Source organism: Agromyces protaetiae (assembly GCF_004135405.1).
In the GTDB taxonomy this organism is placed as follows: Bacteria; Actinomycetota; Actinomycetes; order Actinomycetales; family Microbacteriaceae; genus Agromyces; species Agromyces protaetiae.
The window spans coordinates 1,710,417-1,736,164 of sequence record NZ_CP035491.1; the positions used below are offsets into that span (position 1 = coordinate 1,710,417).

General features: G+C 70.5%; 25 protein-coding genes, 1 tRNA gene and 1 pseudogene. 18 read left to right on the forward strand and 9 right to left on the reverse strand.

Going from position 1 to position 25,748, the window contains the following annotated elements; genetic code table 11:
• Positions 1 to 68: 68 nt before the first annotated feature.
• The gene (locus tag ET445_RS08005) at positions 69 to 815 is read left to right on the forward strand and encodes a phosphoglyceromutase (protein WP_129190400.1); all 747 of its coding nucleotides are present in this window, start codon (positions 69 to 71) and stop codon (positions 813 to 815) included.
• Positions 816 to 925: 110 nt separating this feature from the next.
• On the opposite strand, the gene phoU is transcribed toward ET445_RS08005, so the two are convergent.
• Positions 926 to 1,582, reverse strand: a complete 657-nt coding sequence (gene phoU, locus ET445_RS08010; RefSeq protein WP_129190402.1) for a phosphate signaling complex protein PhoU — start codon at positions 1,580 to 1,582, stop codon at positions 926 to 928.
• A gap of 190 nt (positions 1,583 to 1,772) precedes the next feature.
• Between phoU and ET445_RS08015 the strand changes: the two genes are divergently transcribed.
• Both ET445_RS08015 and ET445_RS08020 read left to right on the forward strand, forming a co-directional pair.
• Entirely contained in the window at positions 1,773 to 3,152 is a 1,380-nt protein-coding gene (locus tag ET445_RS08015; RefSeq protein ID WP_208008594.1) for a sensor histidine kinase, read from the forward strand.
• Positions 3,149 to 3,829, forward strand: a complete 681-nt coding sequence (locus ET445_RS08020; protein WP_129190404.1) for a response regulator transcription factor — start codon at positions 3,149 to 3,151, stop codon at positions 3,827 to 3,829. The genes ET445_RS08015 and ET445_RS08020 overlap by 4 nt, the downstream gene beginning before the upstream one ends.
• 37 nt (positions 3,830 to 3,866) lie before the next feature.
• On the opposite strand, the gene ET445_RS08025 is transcribed toward ET445_RS08020, so the two are convergent.
• A complete protein-coding gene (locus ET445_RS08025) occupies positions 3,867 to 4,316 on the reverse strand; it encodes a DNA modification methylase (RefSeq protein ID WP_129190406.1) in 450 nt (149 codons plus the stop codon).
• A gap of 166 nt (positions 4,317 to 4,482) precedes the next feature.
• Between ET445_RS08025 and ET445_RS08030 the strand changes: the two genes are divergently transcribed.
• The 4 genes from ET445_RS08030 to rlmB all read left to right on the forward strand — a co-directional run bounded on the left by ET445_RS08030 (position 4,483) and on the right by rlmB (position 8,825).
• Entirely contained in the window at positions 4,483 to 4,965 is a 483-nt protein-coding gene (locus tag ET445_RS08030; RefSeq protein ID WP_129190408.1) for a CarD family transcriptional regulator, read from the forward strand.
• Between the two features lie 123 nt (positions 4,966 to 5,088).
• Positions 5,089 to 6,321 carry a 2-C-methyl-D-erythritol 4-phosphate cytidylyltransferase gene (gene ispD / locus ET445_RS08035; protein ID WP_129190410.1) on the forward strand — a complete coding sequence of 411 codons (1,233 nt, stop codon included), beginning with the start codon at positions 5,089 to 5,091 and terminating at the stop codon, positions 6,319 to 6,321.
• A gap of 66 nt (positions 6,322 to 6,387) precedes the next feature.
• The gene (gene cysS, locus ET445_RS08040; protein WP_129190412.1) at positions 6,388 to 7,800 is read left to right on the forward strand and encodes a cysteine--tRNA ligase; all 1,413 of its coding nucleotides are present in this window, start codon (positions 6,388 to 6,390) and stop codon (positions 7,798 to 7,800) included.
• Positions 7,797 to 8,825: a 23S rRNA (guanosine(2251)-2'-O)-methyltransferase RlmB gene (gene rlmB / locus ET445_RS08045; protein ID WP_129190414.1), complete on the forward strand. Its 1,029-nt coding sequence runs from the start codon at positions 7,797 to 7,799 to the stop codon at positions 8,823 to 8,825. The genes cysS and rlmB overlap by 4 nt, the downstream gene beginning before the upstream one ends.
• A 12-nt stretch (positions 8,826 to 8,837) precedes the next feature.
• Here rlmB and ET445_RS08050 read toward each other — a convergent pair whose 3' ends face one another.
• Positions 8,838 to 10,151 carry a DUF4032 domain-containing protein gene (locus ET445_RS08050; protein WP_129190416.1) on the reverse strand — a complete coding sequence of 438 codons (1,314 nt, stop codon included), beginning with the start codon at positions 10,149 to 10,151 and terminating at the stop codon, positions 8,838 to 8,840.
• A gap of 134 nt (positions 10,152 to 10,285) precedes the next feature.
• Complete coding sequence (locus tag ET445_RS08055; RefSeq protein ID WP_129190418.1) at positions 10,286 to 11,386, reverse strand: ABC transporter ATP-binding protein; 1,101 nt, start codon at positions 11,384 to 11,386, stop codon at positions 10,286 to 10,288.
• Between the two features lie 237 nt (positions 11,387 to 11,623).
• Between ET445_RS08055 and ET445_RS08060 the strand changes: the two genes are divergently transcribed.
• From ET445_RS08060 to ET445_RS08070, 3 genes are all read left to right on the forward strand, one after another.
• Positions 11,624 to 12,556 (forward strand): DsbA family protein, encoded by a 933-nt coding sequence (locus tag ET445_RS08060; RefSeq protein ID WP_129190420.1) that lies wholly within the window; start codon positions 11,624 to 11,626, stop codon positions 12,554 to 12,556.
• Positions 12,557 to 12,644: 88 nt separating this feature from the next.
• Positions 12,645 to 12,717 (forward strand) — tRNA-Thr (locus tag ET445_RS08065).
• Between the two features lie 55 nt (positions 12,718 to 12,772).
• The gene (locus ET445_RS08070) at positions 12,773 to 13,777 is read left to right on the forward strand and encodes a DMT family transporter (RefSeq protein WP_243695373.1); all 1,005 of its coding nucleotides are present in this window, start codon (positions 12,773 to 12,775) and stop codon (positions 13,775 to 13,777) included.
• Between the two features lie 7 nt (positions 13,778 to 13,784).
• Here the strand turns inward: ET445_RS08070 and ET445_RS08075 are convergent, their stop codons facing one another.
• Positions 13,785 to 14,360 carry a nitroreductase family protein gene (locus tag ET445_RS08075; protein ID WP_129190422.1) on the reverse strand — a complete coding sequence of 192 codons (576 nt, stop codon included), beginning with the start codon at positions 14,358 to 14,360 and terminating at the stop codon, positions 13,785 to 13,787.
• 10 nt (positions 14,361 to 14,370) lie between these two features.
• Positions 14,371 to 14,772 (reverse strand): peptide-methionine (R)-S-oxide reductase MsrB, encoded by a 402-nt coding sequence (msrB, locus tag ET445_RS08080; protein ID WP_129190424.1) that lies wholly within the window; start codon positions 14,770 to 14,772, stop codon positions 14,371 to 14,373.
• Positions 14,773 to 15,003: 231 nt separating this feature from the next.
• Between msrB and ET445_RS08085 the strand changes: the two genes are divergently transcribed.
• The 5 genes and pseudogenes from ET445_RS08085 to groL all read left to right on the forward strand — a co-directional run bounded on the left by ET445_RS08085 (position 15,004) and on the right by groL (position 19,476).
• Positions 15,004 to 15,309 (forward strand): DUF3263 domain-containing protein, encoded by a 306-nt coding sequence (locus ET445_RS08085; protein ID WP_129190426.1) that lies wholly within the window; start codon positions 15,004 to 15,006, stop codon positions 15,307 to 15,309.
• Between the two features lie 29 nt (positions 15,310 to 15,338).
• A complete protein-coding gene (locus ET445_RS08090) occupies positions 15,339 to 15,896 on the forward strand; it encodes a LytR C-terminal domain-containing protein (protein WP_129190428.1) in 558 nt (185 codons plus the stop codon).
• 272 nt (positions 15,897 to 16,168) lie between these two features.
• Positions 16,169 to 16,372, forward strand: a complete 204-nt coding sequence (locus ET445_RS08095; RefSeq protein WP_129190430.1) for a cold-shock protein — start codon at positions 16,169 to 16,171, stop codon at positions 16,370 to 16,372.
• A gap of 252 nt (positions 16,373 to 16,624) precedes the next feature.
• Positions 16,625 to 17,689, forward strand: coding sequence for a DUF3048 domain-containing protein (locus ET445_RS08100; protein WP_129190432.1), 1,065 nt, complete (start codon positions 16,625 to 16,627; stop codon positions 17,687 to 17,689).
• 168 nt (positions 17,690 to 17,857) lie between these two features.
• A pseudogene (groL, locus tag ET445_RS08105) lies at positions 17,858 to 19,476 on the forward strand (chaperonin GroEL).
• Between the two features lie 102 nt (positions 19,477 to 19,578).
• Here the strand turns inward: groL and ET445_RS08110 are convergent.
• From ET445_RS08110 to ET445_RS08120, 3 genes are all read right to left on the reverse strand, one after another.
• On the reverse strand, positions 19,579 to 19,869 hold the full coding sequence (locus tag ET445_RS08110; protein ID WP_129190434.1) for a WXG100 family type VII secretion target: 291 nt from the start codon (positions 19,867 to 19,869) through the stop codon (positions 19,579 to 19,581).
• A gap of 120 nt (positions 19,870 to 19,989) precedes the next feature.
• The gene (locus tag ET445_RS08115; protein ID WP_129190436.1) at positions 19,990 to 21,768 is read right to left on the reverse strand and encodes a sensor histidine kinase; all 1,779 of its coding nucleotides are present in this window, start codon (positions 21,766 to 21,768) and stop codon (positions 19,990 to 19,992) included.
• Between the two features lie 94 nt (positions 21,769 to 21,862).
• Positions 21,863 to 22,555 carry a response regulator transcription factor gene (locus ET445_RS08120; protein WP_129190438.1) on the reverse strand — a complete coding sequence of 231 codons (693 nt, stop codon included), beginning with the start codon at positions 22,553 to 22,555 and terminating at the stop codon, positions 21,863 to 21,865.
• A 153-nt stretch (positions 22,556 to 22,708) separates the two neighbouring features.
• Between ET445_RS08120 and ET445_RS08125 the strand changes: the two genes are divergently transcribed.
• The 3 genes from ET445_RS08125 (at position 22,709) to ET445_RS08135 (ending at position 25,694) form a co-directional block, all read left to right on the forward strand.
• A complete protein-coding gene (locus ET445_RS08125; protein WP_129190440.1) occupies positions 22,709 to 23,971 on the forward strand; it encodes an NAD(P)/FAD-dependent oxidoreductase in 1,263 nt (420 codons plus the stop codon).
• A 140-nt stretch (positions 23,972 to 24,111) separates the two neighbouring features.
• The gene (folP, locus tag ET445_RS08130; RefSeq protein ID WP_129192466.1) at positions 24,112 to 24,930 is read left to right on the forward strand and encodes a dihydropteroate synthase; all 819 of its coding nucleotides are present in this window, start codon (positions 24,112 to 24,114) and stop codon (positions 24,928 to 24,930) included.
• Positions 24,927 to 25,694 carry a pyrimidine reductase family protein gene (locus tag ET445_RS08135; RefSeq protein ID WP_165314338.1) on the forward strand — a complete coding sequence of 256 codons (768 nt, stop codon included), beginning with the start codon at positions 24,927 to 24,929 and terminating at the stop codon, positions 25,692 to 25,694. Before folP ends, ET445_RS08135 begins: the two co-directional genes overlap by 4 nt.
• Positions 25,695 to 25,748 lie beyond the last annotated feature (54 nt).

A 25,748-nucleotide genomic window follows, 5' to 3' on the forward strand; every position in this document is an offset into this window, starting at 1 on the left:
AGTCTCGCAGGCGTGCATGCGAGACATCCGACACGTCCGAGACGATGCGCCTTCGCTAGGCTGGCACCATGCCTCACACGCTCGTGCTGCTGCGCCACGGCAACAGCGAATGGAATCAGAAGAACCTCTTCACCGGATGGGTCGATGTGCGGCTCAGCGAGCTCGGCACCTCCGAGGCCGCGCGCGCCGGGCAACTGCTGCTCGAGTCGGGGGTGCTCCCCGACGTGCTGCACACATCGGTGCTCACGCGCGCCATCCAGACCGCGAACATCGCCCTCGACGTCGCCGACCGCGCGTGGATCGACGTGCGGCGTTCGTGGCGCCTCAACGAGCGTCACTACGGTGCCCTGCAGGGCCTCGACAAGGCCGAGACGCTCGAGAAGTACGGCCCCGAGCAGTTCCAGCTCTGGCGTCGTTCGTTCGACGTGCCGCCGCCGCCGCTCGACGACGACGCCGAGTGGTCGCAGGTCGGCGACGACCGCTACGCGAACCTCTACGACGACCAGATGCCGCGCACCGAGTGCCTGAAAGACGTCATCGCGCGCATGCTGCCGTACTGGGAGTCCGACATCATCCCCGACCTCAAGGCCGGTAAGACCGTGCTCGTGACCGCGCACGGCAACTCGCTGCGTGCGCTCGTGAAGCACCTCGACGGCATCAGCGACGACGACATCGCCGACCTCAACATCCCGACGGGCATCCCGCTCGTCTACGAGCTCGACGACGAGTTCCGTCCGACGAAGCCCGCCGAGTACCTCGACCCTGAGGCTGCCGCCGCGGGTGCCGCGGCCGTCGCAGCGCAGGGCAAGAAGTAAGCACCAGGTCGCCTCGAGCGAGGTGGCCGATGCGAAAGGCCGGCGGATGACTCATCCGCCGGCCTTTCGCATGACTCCCGCTGCGCGGGAGCTCAGGCGCTCGTGGGAACTCAGACGCTCTCGGGCACCCAGTCGCCCGTCGCGAGGTAGAGCACCTTCTTCGCGATGAGGACCGCGTGGTCGGCGAAGCGCTCGTGGTAGCGGCTCGCGAGGGTCGCGTCGACGGTGTCGACGGTCTCGCCCTTCCACGTCTCGCCGAGGACCTTGTCGAAGACCTCGAGGTGCAGGGCGTCGACCTTGTCGTCTTCGTCGTGGATCTCTTCGGCGAGCTTCACGTTCGAGGTGTCCTGGAGGAGGTCGGCGAGCTTGCGCGCGATCTCGACATCGAGGCGGCCCATCTCGGCGAACGTCGGGCGAAGCGCCTTCGGCACGACCTTGTCGGGGAAGCGGTAGCGCGCGAGCTGGGCGATGTGCGTCGCGAGGTCGCCCATGCGCTCGAGCGAGGCGCTGATGCGCAATGCGCTCACGACGATGCGCAGGTCGCGCGCGACGGGCTGCTGGCGGGCGAGGATCGTGATCGCGAGCTCGTCGAGCTCGACCGTCGCGGCGTCGATCTTCGGATCTTCGGCGATGACCTCTTCGGCGAGCGTCACATCGGACTCGTTGAACGCCTTCGTCGCCTTCTCGATGGAGTCGGCGACGAGGCCGGCGATCTCGACCAGACGCTCCTGGACCTCACGCATCTCCTGCTGGAACACCTCACGCATGCGCGACTTCCCTCACATCTGCTCGTAGCTCCGCGCGCGGCGCGCGGACGGGATGGGCCTTTCCGGACCTCGGCAATCCTCCCGACCGAAAGTGAACAAGAGGTTCCGGGCAACTGAACACTTGCCAACCTAGCGCCGTCTGCCGGCCGATGGGCGTCCCGAACCTTCACGGCTCGTTATCGTGGTGCACATGGAGCAGTCCACCTGGGTCGTGCTCGCCGCCCTCGCGTTCGGTGCGTTCATCGGAGCGGGGTTCATGATCCTCTTCAGCATGGCCGAGCGGCGCGGCAACGCGGCGGCGAAGGTCGTGGCGCCGACCGTCCCCGACGGCGTCGATCAGGTGCTCGAGGTCCTCGAGTCCGCGGGCGTCGTCGTCGATCCGTCGAACAACGTCCTCCGGGCCTCGCCAGGCGCGCTCTCACTGGGGCTCGTGCGAGGGCAGGCGCTCGTGCACGCCGAGGTCGTCGAGCTCGTCGCGGCGGTGCGCCGCACGGGCGAGCCCGTCGAGGCAGAGCTCACGCTGCCGCGCGGTCCGTTCGGCGGCTCGCAGTTCCATCTGCACCTGCGGGCGGCGCGGCTCGGCACCCGGTTCGTGCTCCTCCTCGCCGACGACCGCACCGAGGCCCACCGCCTCGACGAGGTGCGCCGCGACTTCGTCGCCAACATCAGCCACGAGCTCAAGACGCCGATCGCGTCGGTGAGCCTGCTCGCCGAGGCGATCGACACGGCCGCCGACGAGCCCGAGCGCGTGCGCCGGTTCGCGAACCGGCTGAGCGTCGAGTCGACGAGGCTCGCGCACATCACGACCGAGGTCATCGAGCTCTCGCGGCTGCAGGCCGACGACGCCCTCGAGCCCGACGAACTCGTCGACGTCGACGAGGCGTGCCGGGCGGCGATCGATCAGACTCGCGTCGTCGCGGTCGCGAAGGGCGTGGATGTCGCGGTGCGGGCCAAGAGCGGGGCGAAGGTGTGGGGCGACGCGGCCCTCATGGTGGTCGCGGTGCACAACCTCGTCTCGAACGCGATCGCATATTCGAACTCCGGCGGACGCGTGGGCGTCGGCACGCGGGTCGACGGCGACATCGTCGAGATCTCGGTGACGGATCAGGGCATCGGCATCGGCAAAGACGAGCTCGACCGCGTGTTCGAGCGGTTCTATCGCGTCGACCAGGCGCGCAGCCGCAACACGGGCGGCTCGGGCCTCGGCCTCTCGATCGTGAAGCACACCGTGCAGAACCTCGGCGGCGAGGTGCGCGTGTGGTCGCAGCCCGGCAAGGGGTCGACCTTCACGATCCGGCTGCCGCGCGCCGAAGCGGTGCCCGAGCGCAGTTCGTCCAAGAGCAGCTCGTCCAAGAGCAGTTCGTCCAAGAGCAGCTCGTCCAAGAGCAGCTCGTCCAAGAGCGGTTCGCCGAAGACCGACGCCGCGAAGGCGGACGCCGCGAAGACCTATGCCGCGACCGCAGACGCCGGCCGCGGGGCATCCGCCCGATCCCATGCCCACCCGTCCCCCCGAAAGACCCCCCGCCCCGCGGCGACCGCCGCCGCGGCCACCGAAGGAGCCACCGAGTGACCCGCATCCTGCTCGTCGAAGACGAGGCCGCGCTGAGCGAGCCGCTCGCGTTCCTGCTGGAGCGCGAGGGGTACGACGTCGAGGTCGCCGCCGACGGCCGCGACGCCATCGCGGCGTTCGATCGGGAGAACGCCGATCTCGTACTCCTCGATCTCATGCTCCCGGGCATCCCCGGCACCGAGGTGTGCCGTGAGCTGCGCACGCGCTCGACCGTGCCGATCATCATGCTGACGGCGAAGGATTCCGAGATCGACATCGTCGTGGGCCTCGAGCTCGGCGCCGACGACTACGTGACGAAGCCGTATTCCACGCGCGAACTGCTCGCGCGCATCCGCGCCGTGCTGCGGCGTCGCGTCGAGGCGCTCGACTACGACGAGTCGGTGCTCGAGGGCGGGCGCGTGAAGATGGACGTCGACCGGCACACGGTCGAGGTCGACGGCTCGAGCGTGCAGATGCCGCTCAAGGAATTCGAGCTGCTCGAACTGCTCATGCGGAACCCCGGCCGCGTGCTCACCCGAGGCCAGCTCATCGACCGCGTGTGGGGCTCCGACTACTTCGGCGACACGAAGACGCTCGACGTGCACATCAAGCGCATCCGCTCGAAGATCGAGCGCGTGCCGTCGGATCCGGTGCAGCTCGTCACCGTGCGCGGCCTCGGGTATCGCTTCGAGGCGTAGCTCGGCTTCGAGGCGGAACTCAGCTTCGAGGCGGGATTCAGGGAAGCAGCGCGCCGTACTCGGGCAGTCGGCCGTCGAGCACGGGGACGGAGATCTCGACGATCTCAGCGCCCGGCGTCTTGAAGGCGAGCTCGACGTTCGAGCCGGGGGCCGCGCCGAGGCCCTCGAGGAGGAGCGGGTCTTCGTCGGCGCCGCCGAGGACGATCTGCTGGCCGGCCTCGACCTCGAGTTCGACCGGCGAGCCGCCCGTCACGGGTTCGATCGTGAGCTCTGCGTCGGAGTCGCCGCCGTTCGAGACGGTGAAGACGAGGCTCGCGTCGTCGGCGCCCTCTTCGGCGATGATGAGGATGTTGCGCAGGTCGAGGTCGCCGACGTTCGCCGAGACGCCGTCGCTCGCGTCGTAGTGCTCGGTCGTCGCCTGGTACGTGATCAACGCGCAGCCGCTGCCGCCGATGACGATGCCGAGTGCCAGAGCGGCGGATGCCACGAGACGCGCCTTCACAGAACCTCCAAGTGCGGGTGCGCATGCGGCCGCCGGGCCGTGCGCTTCGATCGTGTCGAGCATACTCTACGGGGCTGTCCAGGCCTGGCCGCGCAAACCTTAGCACCACCTTGGTGTGATATCCTGAAAGTTGCCGAAAGGACACCGATTCATGCTTTTTGAGGTTGGCGAGACCGTCGTTTACCCGCACCACGGCGCCGCAACGATCGTCGAAGTCAAGAAACGCATCATCAAGGGCGAAGAGAAGCTGTACCTCAAGCTGAACGTCACGCAGGGCGACCTCGTCATCGAGGTTCCCGCCGAGAACGTCGACCTCGTCGGCGTGCGAGACGTCATCGGCAAGGAAGGCCTCGACAAGGTCTTCGAGGTGCTGCGCGCTCCCTTCACCGAAGAACCGACCAACTGGTCGCGCCGCTACAAGGCGAACCTCGAGAAGCTCGCCTCGGGCGACGTGATCAAGGTCTCCGAAGTCGTGCGCGACCTGTGGCGCCGCGATCAAGACCGAGGCCTGTCCGCGGGCGAGAAGCGGATGCTGGCCAAGGCGCGCCAGATCCTCATCTCCGAGCTCGCGCTCGCCGAGAAGACCGACGAGGAGCAGGCTTCGGTCGTCCTCGACGAGGTCCTCGCTTCCTAAGCGCACGCAGCCGGCGCCCGCTGCACCTCGAGTGCGGCGGGCGCCGTTGCTGTGCCCGCGGAGAGCGCCGCACGCCGTCAGAACGCGCCCTGCGCGCTCAGCACCGGGGGATACGCTCGTGACGTGAGCGAATCGACCGTTGCCGTCATCGTCGTCGCCGCGGGCAGCGGCACCCGGCTCGGGCACGCCGAACCGAAGGCGTTCGTGCCCGTCGGCGGCCGCGCCATGCTCGCCGTGGCACTCGACGGAGTGCTCGGAATGCGCGAGAAGCCGCACGTCGTGCTCGTCGTTCCGGCCTCTCGCGTCCAGCAGGTTCACAGCGAGTTCGCAGAGGTGCTCGCCTCGAAGGGCGCCTCGTTCGACGTCGTCGCGGGCGGTTCGACCCGCCAAGGGTCGGTCGCCGCGGGTCTTTCGGTGCTCGGCCATCTCGTCGACACCGTGCTCGTCCACGACGCCGCCCGCGCGCTCACGCCCGCGCTCGTCTTCGACGAGGTGGTCGAAGCGGTGCGCGCCCGCGGCCACGGCATCGTGCCCGCGCTGCCCGTCGTCGACACCATCAAGCGCATCGACGCCGACCGGCGCGCCATCGAGACCGTCGACCGTTCGGAACTCGCGGCCGTCCAGACGCCGCAGGGCTTCCCGCGAGACGCGCTCGACGACGCCTACGCGGCGGCGAGCGAGGAGTTCACCGACGACGCCGCGCTCGCGGCGGCGGCCGGGCTCCCCGTCGACGTCGTCCCCGGCGACGCGCGCGCGTTCAAGATCACCGTGCCGGCCGACCTCGCGCGGGCGGAGCGCATCGTCGAAAGCGGCGCTGCGCCCGCGACATCCGGTGCGCTCGCGACATCCGCTGCGCCCGAGGCACCCGGTGCCCGCTTCCCCGCGCCGCGAATCGGCACGGGCATCGACGTCCATGCCTTCGACGAAGACCCGAACGTGCCGCTCTGGATCGCGGGCCTCGAGTGGCCCGGCGAGCGCGGGCTCTCGGGCCACAGCGACGGCGACGTCGCGAGCCACGCGATCGTCGACGCGCTCCTCGCTGCGGCGGGGCTCGGCGACATCGGCGGCATGTTCGGCACCGCCGACCCGCGCTTCGCAGGCGCGCACGGCACAGTGTTCCTCGCCGAGGCGCGAGCGCGCGTCGAGCAGGCGGGCTTCCGAATCGGCAACGTGAGCGTGCAGCTCGTCGGCAACCGGCCGAAGCTCGCACCCCGCAGAGCCGAGGCCGAGGCGACCCTCGCGGCCGCACTCGGCGCGCCCGTCAGCGTGTCGGCGACGACGACCGACGGACTCGGACTCACGGGCCGCGGTGAGGGCGTCGCGGCGATCGCGACGGCGGTCGTCTTCCCGGTCTGACCGGCCCGAGACATCCTGGCCGTCGCCGTCAGCGCCCGTCGAGGGCGCGCCGGTACGCTTGAGGACGTGACGATCCGTCTCTACGACACCAAGGCCCAGGCGCTGCGCGACTTCACGCCTCTCCGCGAGGGGCATGTCGGCATGTACGTCTGCGGCCCGACCGTGCAGTCGAGCCCGCACATCGGGCACCTGCGGAGCGCGCTCGTCTACGACATCCTGCGCCGCTGGTTCGCGTACCGCGGCAACGACGTCACGTTCGTGCGCAACGTCACCGACATCGACGACAAGATCCTCGAGGCCGTCACGGGCGAGGAGTGGTGGGCGCTCGCCTACCGAGTCGAGCTCGAGTTCACGGCGGGCTACCGGGCGCTCGGCATCCTGCCGCCGACGTACGAGCCGCGCGCGACCGCGAGCGTCATGCAGATGCAAGAGCTCATCGCGCGGCTCATCGAGGCGGGGCACGCGTACCCCGCTCCGGATGGCTCGGGCGACGTCTACTTCGACACCGCGAGCTGGCCCGCCTACGGCGAGCTCACGCGCCAGACCCGCGACAATATGGAGGCGGCGCCCGACGCCGACCCGCGCGGCAAGCGCGACCCGCGCGATTTCGCACTGTGGAAGGGCTCCAAGCCCGGCGAGCCCGCCTCCGCCAGCTGGGAGTCCCCGTGGGGCGCAGGCCGGCCCGGCTGGCACATCGAGTGCTCGGCGATGTCGGCCCGGTACCTCGGTCCCGAGTTCGACATCCACGGCGGCGGGCTCGACCTGCGCTTCCCGCACCACGAGAACGAGCTCGCCCAGTCGACCGCGGCGGGCGACGCCTTCGCGCGCTACTGGGTGCACAACGGGCTCGTGAACGTCGGCGGCCAGAAGATGTCGAAGTCGCTCGGCAACTCGGTCTACGCGTCCGAACTGTTGGGGCTCGCGTCTCCACTCGCCGTCAGATACCTCCTGGGGCAGGCGCACTACCGGTCGACGCTCGACTACACTCCGGGCTCGCTCGCCGACGCCGAGGCCGCCGTCGACCGCATCCGCACCTTCCTCGTGCGCGTCGAGCGCCGACTCGCGGGCACCCGCTTCGCGGGGACGGGCGCTCCCGTCGTGCCCGACGCATTCGCCGACGCCATGGACGACGACCTCGGGGTGCCGCAGGCGCTCGCCGTGCTGCACGACACCGTGCGGGCCGGCAACCAGGCGCTCGACGCGGAGGAGCTCGACGAAGCCGCCGTCGCCCACGGGCAGGTCGTCGCGATGGTCGGCGTGCTCGGCATCGACCCGCGCGACCCGCACTGGGCGCACGCGGACTCGGGTCCTGCGACCCGCGCGCTCGGCGCCCTCGTCGAACGCCTCATCGAAGACCGGCGCATCGCGCGCGCCGACAAAGACTACGCCGCAGCCGACCGCCTCAGAGCGGAACTGGCGGACGCGGGCATCACCATCGAAGATTCGTCTTCCGGAACGCATTGGAGCTTGACCTCATGAAGGGCAGCAGCGGAAAGCCGCGCAGCGGCGCCGTCCGCAAGGGCGGACACGGCAAGCAGGTCGGCACGGGCGGCCACGGGCGCAAGTCGCTCGAGGGCAAGGGCCCGACGCCCAAGGCCGAAGATCGCGCCTGGCACCCCGCCGGCAAAGCCAAGGCCGCACGCGAGCGGTACGCCGCCGCAGGCGGCAAGGGCGTGCCCGGGCAACGCGCACAGCGCCCCGGCGCGCCCCGCGGGGCATCCGGAGCCCAGCGTCGCTCGAAGTCGGGCGACGAGTCCGAGATCGTGACGGGCCGCAACTCGGTCGTCGAGGCGCTCCGCACGCGCATCCCCGCGACGACCCTGTACGTCGCCCAGCGCGTCGAGATGGACGACCGCGTGCGCGAGGCCATGAAGGTCGCGACCAACCGCGGCATCCCGATCCTCGAGGTCACGCGGCCCGAGCTCGACCGGCTCGCGGGCGACGGCGGCGTGCACCAGGGCCTCGGGCTCAAGGTGCCGCCCTACGAGTACGCCCACCCCATCGAGCTCCTCGACGAGGTGCTCTCGGGCGACGAGACCCCGCTCTTCGTCGCGCTCGACGGCATCACCGACCCTCGCAACCTCGGTGCGATCATCCGCTCGACGGCCGCCTTCGGCGGACACGGCGTCATCGTGCCCCAGCGCCGCTCGGTCGGCGTCACGGCAGCGGCGTGGAAGACGTCGGCGGGCGCCGCCGCGCGCATCCCCGTCGCGATGGCACCGAACCTCACGCAGACCCTCAAGAGCCTGAAGGAGCGCGGCGTCTTCGTCCTCGGACTCGACGGCGACGGCGACGTGTCGCTGCCCGACCTCGACTTCGCCGACCGTCCCGTCGCGATCGTCGTCGGCAGCGAGGGCAAGGGCCTCTCGCGGCTCGTCACCGAGACGTGCGACGCGATCGTGTCGATCCCGATCTCGGCTGCCACCGAGTCGCTGAACGCCGGCATCGCCGCGTCGGTCACGCTCTACGAGATCGCGCGCAGTCGGGCGGCGCTCGCCGAGTAGCGCTTCACGCGCTCAGACCTTGAGCCGCCAGTCGCCCTCGTCGTCGGGATCGACGACGGCGATCGCCGACGTCTCGATGACGGGCATCGCCGCTGTGATCGCACCCGTGGGCGGGTCGATCATCGTCGCCTCGTCGCGGCGGTGGCGCAACACGTTGGCGACGTAGCTCGCGACGGCCTCGGCGAGCGGCACGTCGTGTCCCGCCTGCTGCGCCATGAACCACCGGTGCTCGAGCAACTGGTGGAACACCTCGGCCGGTTCGAGCTTGCCGCGCAGGTCGACCGGGATCGCCCTGACGACGGGCTCGAACACGCGCATGAGCCACTCGTGGGCGACCATTTCTTCGTCGAGGTCGGCCTTGTCGTAGGCCGCGCGGTACGAGTCGAGGTCGTTCAGGAGCCGCCGCGCTTGGTTCTCGCCCGTGTCGAGGCCCGTGAGCCGGAGGAGCCGCCGCTGGTGGTGTCCGGCGTCGACGACCTTCGGCTGGATGCGTACCGTCGTGCCCGACTCGTCGGTCTTGATCGCGAGCTCCTCGATGTCGAAGCCGAGATCGTTGAGCCGATTGACGCGCTCGTTGATGCGCCACCGCTCGGTCGTGGAGAACGACTCGGAGCCTGTGAGCTCTTGCCACAGGTTGCGATACGCGTCGACGATGCCGTTCGAGATGCCGATGGGGTCGAGACCGTCGGAGACCCGCCCGCCCGCCTCGAGGTCGAGGAGCTCGCCCGCGATGTTGACGCGAGCGATCTCGAGGTCGTTCTCGCGCTGCCCGTTCGAGAGGCCGCCGTCGTAGAGCTTGCCCGTCTCGGCGTCGACGAGGTAGGCCGCGAACGCGCCGGCGTCGCGCCGGAAGAGGGTGTTCGAAAGCGACACGTCGCCCCAGAAGAACCCCACGATGTGCAGGCGCACGAGGAGCACGGCGAGGGCGTCGACGAGCCGGGTCGCCGTGTCGGGCCGCAGCGTCTGGGAGAACAGCGCCCGATAGGGGAGCGAGAACCGCAGATGCCGCGTCACGAGGACGGGCTTCAGCGGGTTGCCCTCGTCGTCGCTGCGATTCGAGATGACGGCGACGGGGTCGACGCACGGGATCTCGAGCCGCTGCAGCGCGCGCAGCAGGTCGTATTCGCCGCTCGCCATTTCGTCGGTCGTCTCCTTGATGGCGACGACGAACCCGCCGAGGTGCGCGAAGCGCACGAGGTGGCGTGAGATGCCCTTCGGGAGCGCGGCGATCGTGTCGGTGGGCCACGACTCGAGGGGGAGGTCCCACGGCAGGTCGAGGAGCGCCGGGTCGGGGAACGCCGAGGTGATCGAGAGGGAGCCGCTCATGGGTCGATCCTCGCAGATGGGCGGCGTCGGAGGCATCCGGATGTCTCGTGCCCGTTCGATTCCGCAGCGCGCCCGGACATGCAGAACGCCGGCCGGGCCGAAGCCCGACCGGCGTTCTGCGTAAACGGGGTCGCTCAGCCGGCGATGACGCGGCCGCCGAGGCGCTCGCCCGACTCGGCGTCGAACGTGTGCACGTGGCCCGGCGTCGCCGTCAGGTAGACCGTGTCGCCCGCGAACGGGTGCGAACGGCCGTCGACGCGCGCGACGATGTCGGTGCGCTTGCCCTCGATGTCGGAGTGGCCGTAGAGGTAGCCGTCGGCGCCGAGCTCCTCGACGAGGTCGACGGCGACCTTGAGGCCTTCGCCCTCGGTCGTCGACACGACGATGTCTTCAGGGCGGACGCCGACCGTGACCTGCGTGCCGCTCGCGGCCGCGAGGGTGTCGCGCTCGACGGGGATGACCGAGGAGCCGAACTTGACGCCGCCGTCGGCGATGTCGGTCGTGAACAGGTTCATCGCGGGGGAGCCGATGAAGCCGGCGACGAACACGTTCTGCGGCTTCTCGTAGAGGTCGCGCGGGGAGCCGACCTGCTGGAGCAGGCCGTCCTTCAGCACGGCGATGCGGTCGCCCATCGTGAGCGCCTCGGTCTGGTCGTGCGTGACGTAGACCGTGGTGACGCCGAGGCGGCGCTGGAGCGACGCGATCTGGGTGCGGGTCTGCACGCGGAGCTTCGCGTCGAGGTTCGACAGCGGCTCGTCCATGAGGAACACCTGGGGCTGGCGCACGATCGCGCGGCCCATGGCGACGCGCTGACGCTGACCGCCCGAGAGGGCCTTGGGCTTGCGGTTGAGGTAGGGCTCGAGGTCGAGGAGCTTGGCCGCCTCGAGGACGCGCGCGGCGCGCTCCTCCTTGCCGACGCCCGCGATCTTGAGCGCGAAGCCCATGTTCTCGGCGACGGTCATGTGCGGGTAGAGCGCGTAGTTCTGGAAGACCATCGCGATGTCGCGGTCCTTCGGCGGCACGTCGGTGACGTTGCGGTCGCCGATGAAGATGTTGCCGTCGTTGACCTCTTCGAGGCCGGCGAGCATGCGGAGCGAGGTCGACTTGCCGCAGCCCGAGGGGCCGACGAGGACCAGGAACTCGCCGTCGGCGATCTCGAGGTCGAGCTTGTCGACGGCGGGGCGGGTGCCGCCCGGGTAGAGGCGCGTGGCCTTGTCGAACGTGACGGATGCCATGGTTGTTCTTCTCCTTCACCGGCAGGTACGTGCCGGACGATCCGTAGTGAATGGATGAGTGCGTCGTCAGCGACGCCCACTCAGTATCGCATGCGCGCGGGCACGTGCAACCCGAGCCCCGGATGACCCGTCGTTGGACGGGTTTGGCCGATTCCCAGGCTCCGTTCCTACTATCGTGGTTGCGTTCGCGAGCACCGACGCGCGCGTGCCCCCACAGCAGACCCGGAGTGATCATCGATGAGCATCGGCGGATCCAACCAGCCACGCCCGACCCGTAACGAGCGGAGGGACGCGGCCAGGGAGAAGGCCCGGATCCTCCGTGAAGAGCAGAAGAAGCGCGACCGCCGCAAGAAGCTCCTCATCCAGGGCGGCGTCGTCGTCGCCGTGATCGCGGTCGCCGCGCTCATCGTGGGCATCGTGATCCAGAACACGCAGCCCGCCGGCCCCGGCCCCCGCAACATGGCGAGCGACGGCATCGTGCTCTCGGGCGTCGACGGCACGATCACCGCCGCCGAGACGAAGGCGCTCCAGCCCGACGACGACCCCATTCCCACTGTGCAAGACGACTCGGGCGACGTCGCCAACATCGTCATGTACGTCGACTACCTGTGCCCGTTCTGCGGCCAGTTCGAGACCACGAACGGCGAGAACATCCGCACCCTCGTCGAGTCGGGCGCGGCGACCCTCGAGGTGCACCCCATCGCGATCCTGACGAACCGATCGGCGGGCACCCAGTACTCGCTGCGTGCGGCGAACGCCGCGGCCTGCGTCGCCGACAACTCCCCGAACTCGTTCTTCGACTTCAACCAGATCCTCTTCGCGAACCAGCCCGAAGAGGGTTCGACGGGCCTCACCGACGACGAGCTCAAGTCGCTCGCCGGGCAGGCGGGCGTCTCGAACCTGTCGGAGGTCGAGCGCTGCATCGGCTCGAAGCAGTTCAAGGCGTGGGTGCAGGCCTCGACGGCGCGCGCGCTCGGCGGCCCCATCCCGAACTCGGACATCCCGAACGTGCAGGGCACCCCCACCGTCCTCGTGAACGGCAAGTCGTACGGCGGCTCCCTCGAAGACCCCGAGGAGTTCCAGGCGTTCGTGACGCAGGCGGCGAGCGAGTCCTCGCTCGACACCGACGCCGAGGCGACGCCCACCCCGACCCCCACGCCGACCCCGTAGCGGTCGCGTGCGATGAGACCGGAGGGCCGGGGCGAGTACGCCCCGGCCCTCTGCACGCCCCCCGTCTCCGGGTAGCATGGGGTGTCTTGCCGGCTTGGCGCAATTGGTAGCGCACCGCTCTTGTAAAGCGGTGGTTGCGGGTTCGAGTCCCGCAGCCGGCTCTCTTCCGACAATCCCGACGGCGATGCGGCCGATCCAGAGCCAGGAGGCCGCCCAGTGACGAATCCGTCGAATCATCCGGATGTCTCGCGCCCGCCTCGGCAGTTCCCCATGTGGGTCGCGCTCGTCGCAGCCGTCGTGTGCGGCGCGCTCATGTCGGTGCAGTCCCGCATCAACGGCGAGCTCGGCCGCCGCCTCGACGACGGGTTCTCGGCGGCCGTCATCTCGTTCGGGTCGGGCCTCGTGATCCTCGCGGTCGCGCTCGCGTTCTCGAAGCGCGGTCGGGCGGGGTTCGCGGGCATCCGGGCGGCGCTGCGAGGCGGGGCGCTCAAGTGGTGGATGCTCGTGGGCGGCGCCGCAGGCGCGTTCCTCGTGCTGAGCCAGGGCCTCACGGCCGCGATCCTCGGCGTCGCGCTCTTCACGGTCGCGATCGTCGCCGGGCAGACGACGTCGAGCCTCGTGATCGACGTCATCGGCCTCGGGCCCGGCGGGAAGCATCCGCTCACCGCCGCCCGCGTGACGGGTGCCGTCCTCGCCCTCGTCGCGGTCGCGTGGTCGGTGTCGTCGCAGCTCGCGGGCGGGTCCTCGATCTGGCTCGTCGTCATGCCGCTCGCGGCGGGCCTCGGCATCGGCTGGCAGCAGGCCGTCAACGGCCGTGTGCGCGTCGCGGCCGATAGCGCGCTGACCTCGACGTTCCTGAACTTCCTCGTCGGCACGGCCGTGCTCGTCATCGCGTGGGGCGTGCACCTCGCCGCGGTCGGGCTGCCCGAGCCGCTTCCGACCGAGGCGTGGCTCTACCTGGGCGGCGCGATCGGGTGCGTCTTCATCGCGGGCACGGCGATCATCGTCCGGCGCACTGGCGTGCTGCTCCTCAGCCTCGCGACGATCGCGGGCCAGCTCTCGGCGGCGCTCGCGCTCGACCTGCTGCTGCCCGCGGCGGGTCGGCACGCCGACGCAGCGACGATCGGCGGCACCGTGCTCGCGTTCGTCGCCGTCGCGGTCGCGAGCGGACGGCTCGCCCCGCTCGCTCGACTCGCGAGGCGAGCGCGCGGCGAGCAGTGAGCGAGGCTCAGTCGAGCGTCGTGAGGAACCGCGACGCGTCGACCGGCCGGTGCCGGTCGCGGCTCGCGTCGGCGGGGACGCCGCCGACGTAGAGCCAGCCGAGCAGGTGCTCGCCGGGCGCGAGCCCGTGCACGGCGGCGACGGCGTCATGGCGCACGTGCGGCCCGGTGCGCCACATGACGCCCCAGCCGGCTTCGTCGAGGAGGAGGCTCAAGAGGTGGGCGACGCCCGCGGCCATCGCGTCCTGCTCCCACACGGGGACTTTCGGATGTCCCTCCTGCGTGCGTGCGACGACGGCGACGAGCAGGGGTGCCCTGAGGGGCTTCCCGCGGAGCTTCTCGGCGTCGGGGCCCTCGAGCCCGGCTGCCTCGACGAGGGCGTCCCCGAGGCGCGCCCGCGCGTCGCCGCGGAGCGCGACGAGCCGCCACGGCTCGAGCGACGCGTGATCGGCGACCCGCCCCGCGGCGGCGATGAGCGAGCGCAGTTCGGCGTCGTCGGGCGAGACATCCGTCACCTTGGGCGCCGAACGTCTCGCGAGCGCAGCCTCGCGGACCGGCGCGCCGCCGGCCGCCTTCTCGTTCATGCCCGCTCGCTCACGCCTCGGGCGTGAAGCCGAGCGCGATCGAGTTCATGCAGTAGCGGTCGCCCGTCGGCGTGCCGAACCCGTCGGGGAAGACGTGGCCGAGGTGCGAGCCGCACGCGGCGCAGCGCACTTCGGTGCGGACCATGCCGAGCGAGTCGTCCTCGATGAGCTCGACCGCCTCGGGGCGCACCGACTCGTAGAAGCTCGGCCATCCGCAGCCCGAGTCGAACTTCGTGCCGCTCTTGAAGAGTTCGGCGTTGCACGCCGCACAGGTGTAGACGCCCGCGCGGTGCTCGTCGAGGAGCTCGCCCGTCCAGGCGCGCTCGGTCGCGGCTTCGCGGAGCACGGCGTACTGGTCGGCGCCGAGCTCGGCGCGCCACTCGTCGTCGGACTTCTGGACGCGGTACCCCATGATTCTCCCTCTGCCGGTTTCGGTCCGGCGCCTCGCTGAGCGCTGACAGCCTAGCCGCGCATCATGGGCAACCGGCGTGCGTGACGATGTGTTCCCACGAGGCCCGCGGCACGGGGCGCGCCGAGCGCGGCGGCCGCCTCACAGGGAAGGCCTGCCTAGGATGTGGACGTGCGCGGATGCTGCCGCGCGTGAGAGCGCGGAAGAGCGCGGAAGTGCGCGGAGGAGGCGGAGATGGGCGAACCGGCGTCGGAGCGCTCACCCGAACCGTCCCCCGGTTCCTCACTCGACGAGCGCGCACGGCGCATCCTCGAGTTCGAGGCGACCGCCGACGCCAATCCGGCGGCGAAGGCCGAGGCGATCAGGGCCGCGTTCGACCTCTCGAGCGCGCGCTACCACCGGATCCTCGCCGAACTCATCGACTCGCCGGCGGCCCTCCGCCACGACCCCATGCTCGTCAAGCGACTGCAGCGGATGCGCGACGCGAGGGCTGAAGCCCGAGCGCGCCGTCGTATCCTGTCTGTCGGTCGTCTCGACTGACCCCGACGACCCCGACCCGACTGGACTCCATGGCTCAGAAGTTCCCCAGCGACCGGTTCGACCGAATCCCCGCCGGCATCGACCGCATCGGCGCCCACCGTGCCCCGAGGCGCCGCGGTGCGGGCTGGGTCGCGTTCGGGTGGGCCGCCCTCGCGACCGTCGTGCTCGTCGTGGGCGGCATCGTCGCGATCTCGCTCTTCAACGACCGCCTCGACTTCGGCGACGCGCAGCAGCCCGTCCAGACCCAGACGCCCGAGCCGACCCAGACGGCCGAGCCCGTCGTCGACCCGAACCAGCCGGTCACGGTGCTGAACGGCACCGAGGTCACGGGGCTCGCCGGCCAGGCCGCGGAACTGCTCACGGCGAACGGGGTGCCGATCGGCACCACGGCGAACGCGAGCGAGAGCGACCTCACCGAGACCTACGTCTACTACGCGACGCCCGAGCTCGAGGGCGCCGCCCGCGGAGTCGCCCAGTTCATCCCCGAGGCCGAAGTGCGACTCGACCCGAAGTTCGCCGAGATCGGCACGCCGCTCGTCCTCGTCGTCGCCTCCGACTTCGCGACCGCGGTGGGCGCCGCGGGCTGAACGGAGCGTCATCGGGCGACTCGGGGCGAAATGCCTCGGATTCCCGCTCGGATGGGCCCATCCCGCAAGAAAGCGGGCGGATTCGCCCGAATCGTTGCCATTCTGCGACAATTCGCGCGCTGCAGACTCTTGTGCACCCTGCCCGGCGCCCTCCAATCTGGAAACGGTCGCTCGAACCCGTGTGGAACGCCGCAACGTCAGCACGAACGGAGGCCCGGTACAGGCAACAGGCACGTGCTGACGACACACTGCAACAACGCATTGGAGCAAGAATGGCGAACGGAACCGTCAAGTGGTTCAACGCTGAAAAGGGTTACGGGTTCATCACCGTCGACGGCGGGGGTCAGGACGTGTTCGTCCACTACTCCGCGATCGACATGGCCGGCTACAAGGTGCTCGAAGAGGGCCAGCAGGTCGTCTTCGAGGTCGGCACCGGCTCGAAGGGGCCGCAGGCCGAATCGGTCCGCCCCGCCTGATCTCAGACGCGAACGCGCCGTCCGGTTCGCCGGGCGGCGCGTTCCGTGCGTGCGGGGCGCGCGTCGCGACATCCGGGTGTCTCGAATCGGCGGATGTCTCGAATCGGCGGATGTCTCGAATCGGCGGATGTCTCGAATCGGCGGATGTCTCGAATCGGTGGATGTCTCGCAGTTCCGGATGTCTCGAATCGTGCGGCGTGTCCGCCCGCGTGCCGCCGCCCGACGGCCCGCCCCGCTCGCTAGCATGCCGCCATGGCGGGGCATGCGGCTCGGGCCGTCGGGCGGACTGCGGCCTTCGCCGTGCTCGGGATCACGGCGCTCCTGCTCGCGGGGTGCACAACGGACGGGCCGCCGAGGCCGACCGAGACGCCCGAACCCACCGAGCCCACGCGTGCCGTGCCGGCAGCGGTCGCCGCGCCCGCTCCGATCGCCTTCGCGCCCATCCGGGGCACGCTCGTCGAGCCGGGGGCCGCGGCGCATCCCTCGCTCGGCGTCAAGATCGACAACCACGTCGACGCGCGCCCGCAGGTCGCCCTCAACCGTGCCGATGTCGTCTTCGAAGAACTGGTCGAGGGCGGCATCACGAGGTACCTCTCGATCTGGCAGTCGGATGTCCCCGACGAGATCGGCCCCGTTCGGTCGATCCGGCCGATGGACCCCGACATCATCACGCCGTTCGGCGGGCTCATCGCCTATTCGGGCGGGCAGGAGCAGTTCGTCGACATGATGATGTCGACTCCGCTGCCGAACCTCGTCTTCGACTACGACGACACCGGACTCTTCTACCGGGCCGACGAGCGGCCGGGGCCGCACGACGTCATCCTCAAGGCGGCCGAGGCGGTCGCCCGCTACCCCGAACTGCCGCCTCCGCCCGTGCTCGGCGCCTACGGCGCCGCCGATCCGCTCGCGGCGCCCCGCTTCGCCGCACAGCCGACGTCGCGCATCGACGCGGTCTTCTCCGACGCCCGCTTCCCGTCGTGGGAGTGGGACGGGGCGAACGGCGTCTGGCTCCGCTCTCAAGAGGGCGATCCCGACTTCGAGGCGTCGGGCGACCGGGTGCGCGCGACGAACGTCGTGACCATCCGCCTCTCGATCGACTGGAGCTACGGCGAGGTTCCCCGCACCGTCCTCGACGGCGGAGGCGAGGCGTGGGTGTCGGTCGGCGGGCGAACGGCGCACGGCGCGTGGTCGAAGGCCGGGCGCGAGTCGATGCTCGCGCTGACCGCCGACGACGGTTCGCCGCTGCCGCTCGCGCCCGGAACGACGTGGTTCGAGCTCGTGCCCCTTGAGGACGGATCGGTCGCGTTCGCGCCCTGAGCGAACAGGGGTCGGGAACGGCGCCGGATGCCTCGTTCGGCGTGACTTCGAGGCATCCGCTCGTCTTGCACTCGTGGGTCGAGAGTGCCAGAATCTCTGTTAGCACTCATCTGATCTGAGTGCTAACCCCAGAATCTCCAGTACGTCCGGAAGGGACGAGAGACACACATGGCAAAGATCATCGCTTTCAACGAGGAGGCCCGCCGTGGTCTCGAGCGTGGCCTCAACACGCTCGCCGACGCGGTCAAGGTGACCCTCGGCCCGCGCGGCCGCAACGTCGTGCTCGAGAAGAAGTGGGGTGCGCCCACGATCACGAACGACGGCGTGTCCATCGCCAAGGAGATCGAGCTCGACGACCCGTACGAGAAGATCGGCGCCGAGCTCGTCAAGGAGGTCGCCAAGAAGACCGACGACGTCGCCGGCGACGGCACCACGACCTCGGTCGTCCTCGCCCAGGCGCTCGTCCGCGAGGGCCTCCGCAACGTCGCCGCAGGCGCCGACCCCATCTCGCTCAAGCGCGGCATCGAGAAGGCCGTCGCGGCCGTCGAGGCCGAACTCATCGCGAACGCCAAGGAGGTCGAGACCAAGGAGGAGATCGCCGCCACGGCTTCGATCTCGGCCGCCGACGAGCAGATCGGCGCGCTCATCGCCGAGGCCATCGACAAGGTCGGCAAGGAAGGCGTCGTCACGGTCGAGGAGTCGAACACGTTCGGCACCGAGCTCGAGCTCACCGAGGGCATGCGCTTCGACAAGGGCTACCTGTCGGCGTACTTCGTCACCGACCCCGAGCGCCAGGAAGCGGTCTTCGAAGACCCGTACATCCTCATCGTCAACAGCAAGGTCTCGAACATCAAGGACCTGCTCCCCATCGTCGACAAGGTGATCCAGACGGGCAAGCAGCTCCTCATCATCGCCGAGGACGTCGACGGCGAGGCCCTCGCGACGCTCATCGTCAACAAGATCCGCGGCATCTTCAAGTCGGTCGCCGTCAAGGCCCCGGCTTCGGCGACCGCCGCAAGGCGCAGCTCCAGGACATCGCGATCCTCACCGGCGGCCAGGTCATCTCGGAAGAGGTCGGCCTCAAGCTCGAGAACGTGACCCTCGACCTGCTCGGCCAGGCCCGCAAGGTCATCATCACCAAGGACGAGACGACCATCGTCGAGGGTGCCGGCGACGAGACCGCGATCGCTGGCCGCGTCGCGCAGATCCGCGCCGAGATCGAGAACACCGACTCGGACTACGACCGCGAGAAGCTCCAGGAGCGCCTCGCCAAGCTCGCCGGCGGCGTCGCCGTCATCAAGGCGGGCGCGGCCACCGAGGTCGAGCTCAAGGAGCGCAAGCACCGCATCGAAGACGCCGTCCGCAACGCGAAGGCCGCCGTCGAAGAGGGCATCGTCGCCGGTGGCGGCGTCGCGCTCATCCAGGCCGGCAAGACGGCGTTCGAGAAGCTCGAGCTCACTGGCGACGAGCAGACCGGCGCCAACATCGTCAAGGTCGCCATCGACGCCCCGCTCAAGCAGATCGCCCTCAACGCCGGCCTCGAGCCGGGCGTCGTGGCCGACCGCGTGCGCAACCTCCCCGTCGGCCAGGGCCTCAACGCCGCGACCGGCGAGTACGTCGACATGCTCGCCGCGGGCATCAACGACCCGGTGAAGGTCACCCGTTCGGCGCTGCTCAACGCCGCGTCGATCGCGGGCCTCTTCCTCACGACCGAGGCCGTCGTCGCCGACAAGCCCGAGAAGGTGGCGGCTCCGGTCGGCGACCCGACGGGCGGCATGGACTTCTAAGTCCCGACCGCACCGCCGCGGCTCGCGCCGCGACAGCGAAACGCACGAAGGGCGTCTCCCCGAGAGGGGAGGCGCCCTTCGTCGTGTGCGGCGCGGTGCAGCTCAGCGGAGGAACAGCCGCGCGTTCGCAGCCTCGGTCTCGGCGTACTGGGTGCCGGCGGTCGACAGCGCGCGGTTCAGGCCCGCGAGGCTCTGCTCGACCTGGAGCTGCGTGGCGCGCCAGTCGGTCACGGCCGACTGGAACGCGAGCGACGCCTGACCCGACCACGTCGACTGCAGGCCCGTGAGCTGGGAGAGCAGCGTCTGCACGTCGGTCTGGATCCGTGTGATCGTGTGCTGGGTGGACAGGGTGGCGGCGTGGACCTGTTCGGCGTCGACGTTGTAGGCGGACATGGTGTGACTCCTTCACGAGTGGGCTGAGAGCCCCCAAGGTAGGCAGCGCGACGGCGCCGTCGGCCGTGAACGGCGTCGGGCTCGAATCATCCGGCCGTCGGACCGTCTGTGGAGGAGCGCTCAGCCCGCCGTGACGGACTGCGGCGCAGCCGCCGACCCCGCGAGCGGGAGCGTCACCCGGAACGTCGCGCCGCCGCCGGGCGTCTCGACGACGTCGACGGAGCCGTTGTGCGCTGCGACGATCGACGACACGATCGCGAGCCCGAGGCCCGAACCGCCCGTCTCGCGGGCGCGGGAGGTGTCGGCGCGCCAGAACCGCTGGAAGATCTTCTCGCGGATCTGGGGCGGGATGCCCTCGCCGTGGTCGACGACCGCGATCGTCGCCTGCTCGGCCTCGTCGTCGACCGACACCTGGATCTCGAGGGGGCTGTCGTCGGCCGTGAACCGCACGGCGTTGCCCATGAGGTTCGTGATGACCTGGCGGATCTTGTTCTCTTCGGCGAGCACGACGGCGCGGCGCACGGTGCGGGTGGGCACCTTCGTCGGCTCGGGCTTCGCGGCGGCGCTCGCCGCGACGGCACCGGCGGCGGCGGCGCTCGCCGCGGGAGCCGACGAAGGCGCCGACGGCCCGACGGCGAGGCCGGCCGCGTCGAGCTCGACCTTCGCGATCGGCTGCGTCGCGAGGATGGGGTCGCCCGTACGGCCGCGCACGCGTCGTCCGCGGAGCCGCGCGAGCGTGGCGCCGGCGAACGCGATCGTCGACCCGCGGACGCCCTTCGCCGCGGACGGTTCGAGCTCGACGTGGAGGACGGGCGCCGTGCCCGAGGCATCCGCCGGCCGATCTTCGGGCGCGATGACCGTGATCTTGCGGAGCGGCTGCGCGGCCATCTGGTCGAGGGCCGCGTCGCGCGCGAGCGGGACGAGGTCGACCTCGGCGAGTTCGAGGGGCTTGGCCTCGTCGAGGCGGGCGAGCGCGAGAAGGTCTTCGACGAGCCCGCCCATGCGGATCGCCTCCTTCTCGATGCGGTCCATCGCCTGCGCGACCTCTTGCGGGGTCTGCAAGGCACCCATGCGGTAGAGCTCGGCGTAGCCGCGCACCGACACGAGCGGCGTGCGGAGCTCGTGCGACGCGTCGCCCACGAACCGGCGCATCTGGTCGATCGTGCGCGCGCGGTCGCGGAACGCCCGGTCGATGCGGTTGAGCATCGTGTTGAGCGACCTCGTGAGCCTGCCGACCTCGGTATTGGGCGTCGCGGCCGTGAGGCGCTGGCTGAAGTCGCCGTCGGCGATCGCCGCTGCGGTCGCCTCGACCTCGCGGAGCGGCGTGAACGTCGACGTCACGAGCATGCGCGTGAGGAGCGCCCCGACGAGGATGACGCCGAGCCCGAAGCCGAGGAAGATCGTGAGGTATGCCGCGAGCAGCTGCTCGTTGTCGCGCGTCGAGATCGCGATGAGGACGGCCGCGTTCGTGCCGTGGTCGTCGATCGACTGCAGCGTCATGACGGCGCGGAACACGGCGTGCCCGTCGATGTCGTCGAGGGTCTGGACGACGTAGCCGGCCTCGTTCTGCGCGAGCACCTCGACCTGGGTGAGCGTCCGCGGGATGCGCGGGCGGTCGCCGGCCGGCCGGTCGGACCAGTTGTCGGACTGGTACTGCCCGTCGGGCGAGTACACGGCGATGAACACGTCGCGCGAGGAGTCCCAGTACTCGCCGAGCTTCTCGGAGGTCGCGAGCGCCAGGAGCTTCGACTCGACCTGGTCTTCAGCGAACCCGCGCAGCATCGCGGCCGTGCCGATGCCCGACACGAGCAGGCCCAGCGTCAGCATGAGCACGGTCACGCCGGTGATCTTCGTGCGGAGCGAGATGCGGTTCCACCGCTCGAACAAGGACTGATTCATGGCTGGGCGAGTCTACGAATGCTCCCTGGGCCGAGGCTGTGCCCCGAATCGGGACGCTTCTCCGAGCCGCAGGCGCGCGCGCCGAGACATCCGGTCAGGGCTTCGAGGACTTCAGCATGTACCCGAAGCCGCGCTTGGTCTGGATGAGCGGTTCGGCCGAATGCTGGTCGAGCTTGCGGCGGAGGTACGAGATGTAGCTCTCGACGATGCCCGCGTCGCCGTTGAAGTCGTACTCCCACACGTGGTCGAGGATCTGCGCCTTCGAGAGCACCCGGTTGGGGTTCAGCATGAGGTAGCGGAGCAGCTTGAACTCGGTCGGGGAGAGCTCGACGGCGACGTCGCCGACGAACACCTCGTGCGTGTCCTGGTCCATCGTAAGCTCGCCCGTGCGGATGACGGCGTCTTCCTCGGCGTGCATCGTGCGGCGCAGGATCGCCTTGATGCGCGCGACGATCTCGTCGAGGCTGAACGGCTTCGTGACGTAGTCGTCGCCGCCGACGGTGAGGCCCGTGATCTTGTCTTCGGTGTCGTCTTTGGCCGTGAGGAAGAGGATGGGCGCCGTGTAGCCGGCCGTGCGGAGCCGCTTGGTCACGCTGAACCCGTTCATGTCGGGGAGCATGACGTCGAGGATGATGAGGTCGGGCTCTTCTTCGAGCACGGCCGAGATGGTCTGCGCGCCGTTGCCGACGGCCCGGACGGCGAAGCCCGCGAATCTGAGGCTCGTGGTGAGCAGGTCGCGGATGTTCGGTTCGTCGTCGACGATGAGAATGCGAGGTCCGTCACTCATGTTGCCATTCTGCTGCGGATCGTCTGGAACTTCACTGAATATTCTTCGAGTGTCGCGGATGTCTCCGGGCAGGCCTTCGACGCGAGACTGGGTGCCGACTGGGGGTCTGCTGAACCCGGGCGCGCCGCGGCCGTGCCGTGGAAGACTCTTGCCATGTCGTCCCGTGAACGGATCATCGTCGTCGGCGGGGGCCTCGCGGCCGCCCGCGCGGTCGAGTCGGCCAGGGCCTCGGGGTACGACGGCGCGCTCGTCGTCGTGACCGACGAGCCGCGTCTGCCCTACGAGCGGCCGCCGCTCTCCAAGGGGTATCTGCTCGGGAAGGATCCGTCGTCGTCGGCGTATCCGCTCGACGCCGCCTGGTATCGCACGAACGACGTCGAGGTGCGGCGGAGCACGACGGCCGAGGCGCTGGATGTCTCGAAGCGCACGCTCCTCGCGGGCGGCGAGCCGCTCGGCTACGACCGGCTCCTGATCGCGACGGGCGCCTCGCCGCGCCGGTTCGGCGGCCCGGGCGCGGGGCTCCGTGGTGTGCGGCACCTGCGGAGACTTCCCGACGCGACCGCGTTGAAGCGCGAGCTCGGCGGCGGCGGCAGCCGCGTCGTCGTCGCGGGCGGCGGCTGGATCGGGCTCGAGGTCGCCGCCGCGGCACGCGAGTACGGCAACGACGTGACCGTCGTCATCCGCGGGCAGGTGCCGCTCGCGGGTGCGATCGGCGAGAAGATCGGGCGCGTGTTCCTCGAGATGCACAAGGAGCACGGGGTGCGGTTCGTCACGGGCGCGAGCGTCACCGCCGTGCGCGGACGGGGCGGGCGCGTGGCATCCGTCGTCCTCGATACCCGAAACGAGCCCGCCGACGAACTGCCCGCCGACCTCGTGCTGTTCGGCATCGGCGCGACGCCGAACGTCGGGCTCGCGGCATCCGCGGGTCTCGAACTCGCGGAAGGCGGCATCGCGACCGACGCGGGCTTCGCGACGAGCGCCGACGGCGTCTACGCGGCGGGCGACGTCGCCGCGGTCTGGAACGACCGGCTGGGGCACCATCTGCGCGTCGACCACTGGGCGAACGCCGACGCGGGCGGGCGCGCCGCCGGGCGCGCGCTCGCCGGCGAGTCGGTGCACTACGACGAGATCCCCTACTTCTACACCGACCAGTACGACCTCGGCATGGAGTACTCGGGCTACGGCGAACTCGCGGCCGCCGACGGCGTCGACGTCGTCGTGCGCGGCGACCTCGCCAAGCGCGAATTCGTCGCGTTCTGGGTCGCCGACGGCGCCGTCGTCGCGGGCATGAACGTCAACGTGTGGGACGTCAACGACGACGTGCAGCGGCTCATCCGCTCGGGCGCCGTCGTGCCGCCGCAGAAGCTCGCCGACCTCGACATCCCGCTCGCCGCGCTCGCGGGAGCGGGCGAGTGACGGGCGAGGCGGTGGCGCGCCTCGACAGAGCGACGGATGCCACGGGCTCGCTCCCGTTCGACGGCGGCGTCGCGGCACGCACCGACTTCGTCCGGCGCATCGGCCCGCGCACCTTCGACTTCGCCCGACAGGTCGCCGTCATGGCGATCGTCAACCGCACCCCCGACTCGTTCTATGACCGGGGCCGCACCGACTCGACCGCGCTCGCCGTCGAGGCCGGCCTGCGAGCGATCGCCGAGGGCGCCGACTGGGTAGACGTCGGCGGCGCGAAGTTCGCGCCCGGCCCGCCGGTCCCGGTCGACGAGGAGATCGCCCGCGTCGTGCCCGTCGTCGAAGGGCTCGCGAGCGCAGGCGCCGTCATCTCGGTCGACACGTTCCATGGAGAGGTCGCCCGCGCCGCGATCGCCGCAGGCGCCCACGTCGTGAACGACACGACGGGGTTCTCCGACCCTGCCATGGCCGGCGTCGTCGCCGAGACCGGCGCGACCGTCGTCGTCACCCACAGCCTCGCGCGGCCGCGGACCGTCTACCCGCGCCCGCACTACGACGACGTCGTCGCCGAGGTCGCCGCGTACCTCCGCGAGCGCGTGGCGCTCGCCGAGGGCGCGGGCGTGGCATCCGACCGCCTCGTCGTCGATCCCGGCCACGACCTCAACAAGAACACCCGGCACTCGCTCGAGCTCACGCGCCGCCTCGCCGAAATCACGTCGCTCGGCTACCCGACCCTCGTCGCCCTCTCGAACAAGGACTTCATCGGCGAGAGCCTCGGGCAGCGCGAACGCACGAAACGCGTCGAAGGCTCGCTCGCCGCGGCCGTCGCGTGCATCCAGCGCGGCGCGCGCATCGTACGCGTGCACAACGTGCGCGAGACGGTCGACGCCGTGCGCATGGTCGAAGCGATCGAGGGATGGCGCGAGCCCGTGTTCTTGGAGCACAACCAGGGGGACGTGAACCCGTGAACACCCCCGCCGATGCCGCCGCGTCGCCCGTCACACGGGATTCGCTGCTCGCGGCGTACGCGTTCGACGACCGAGCGACCCCGTGCGTGCGCATGAACTTCGTGTCGTCCCTCGATGGCGCCGTCACGATCGACGGCCGAAGCGGCGGACTCGGCGACGCCGCCGACCGGCTCGCGCTCTGCGTCATCCGCACCCTCGCCGACGTCGTGCTCGTCGGGGCGGGCACGGTGCGCGCCGAAGGGTACGGCGGCGTGGAAGTCGGGGCGGATGCCTCGGCGTGGCGCGTCACGCACGGGCTCGAGCCGCAGCCCCGCATCGCGGTCGTGTCGCGAGACCTCGACCTCGATCCGGCGCATCCGTTCTTCGCCGAGGCCGTGACGCGGCCGATTCTCGTGACGTGCGCGGGCGACGCGGGGGATTCCGGTGCTCGCGCTGGACGCCTCGCTTCGCTCGAAGCGGTCGCCGACGTGCTCGTTGCGGGCGAGCAGCTCGTCGACCTCTCGGCGGCCCTCGACGCGCTCGCCGATCAGGGCCTGCGCCAAGTGCTGTGCGAGGGCGGACCGCACCTGTTCGGCGCGCTCCTCGAGGCCGACCTCGTCGATGAACTGTGCCTGAGCCTCAGCCCGCTCCTCGTGGGCGGTGCGGCGGGGCGCATCGTGCAGGGCGCGTCCGAGGCATCCAGAGCCATGCGGCTCGTCCACGCGATCCCCGCGGGCGACCTGCTGCTCCTGCGCTACGCGCGCCTGATGCACTCGCGCGCCTGACCTGCCCCCGCGCGGTTTGTCGGACATCAGCGCGTTTGTCGGACATGAGAGCGT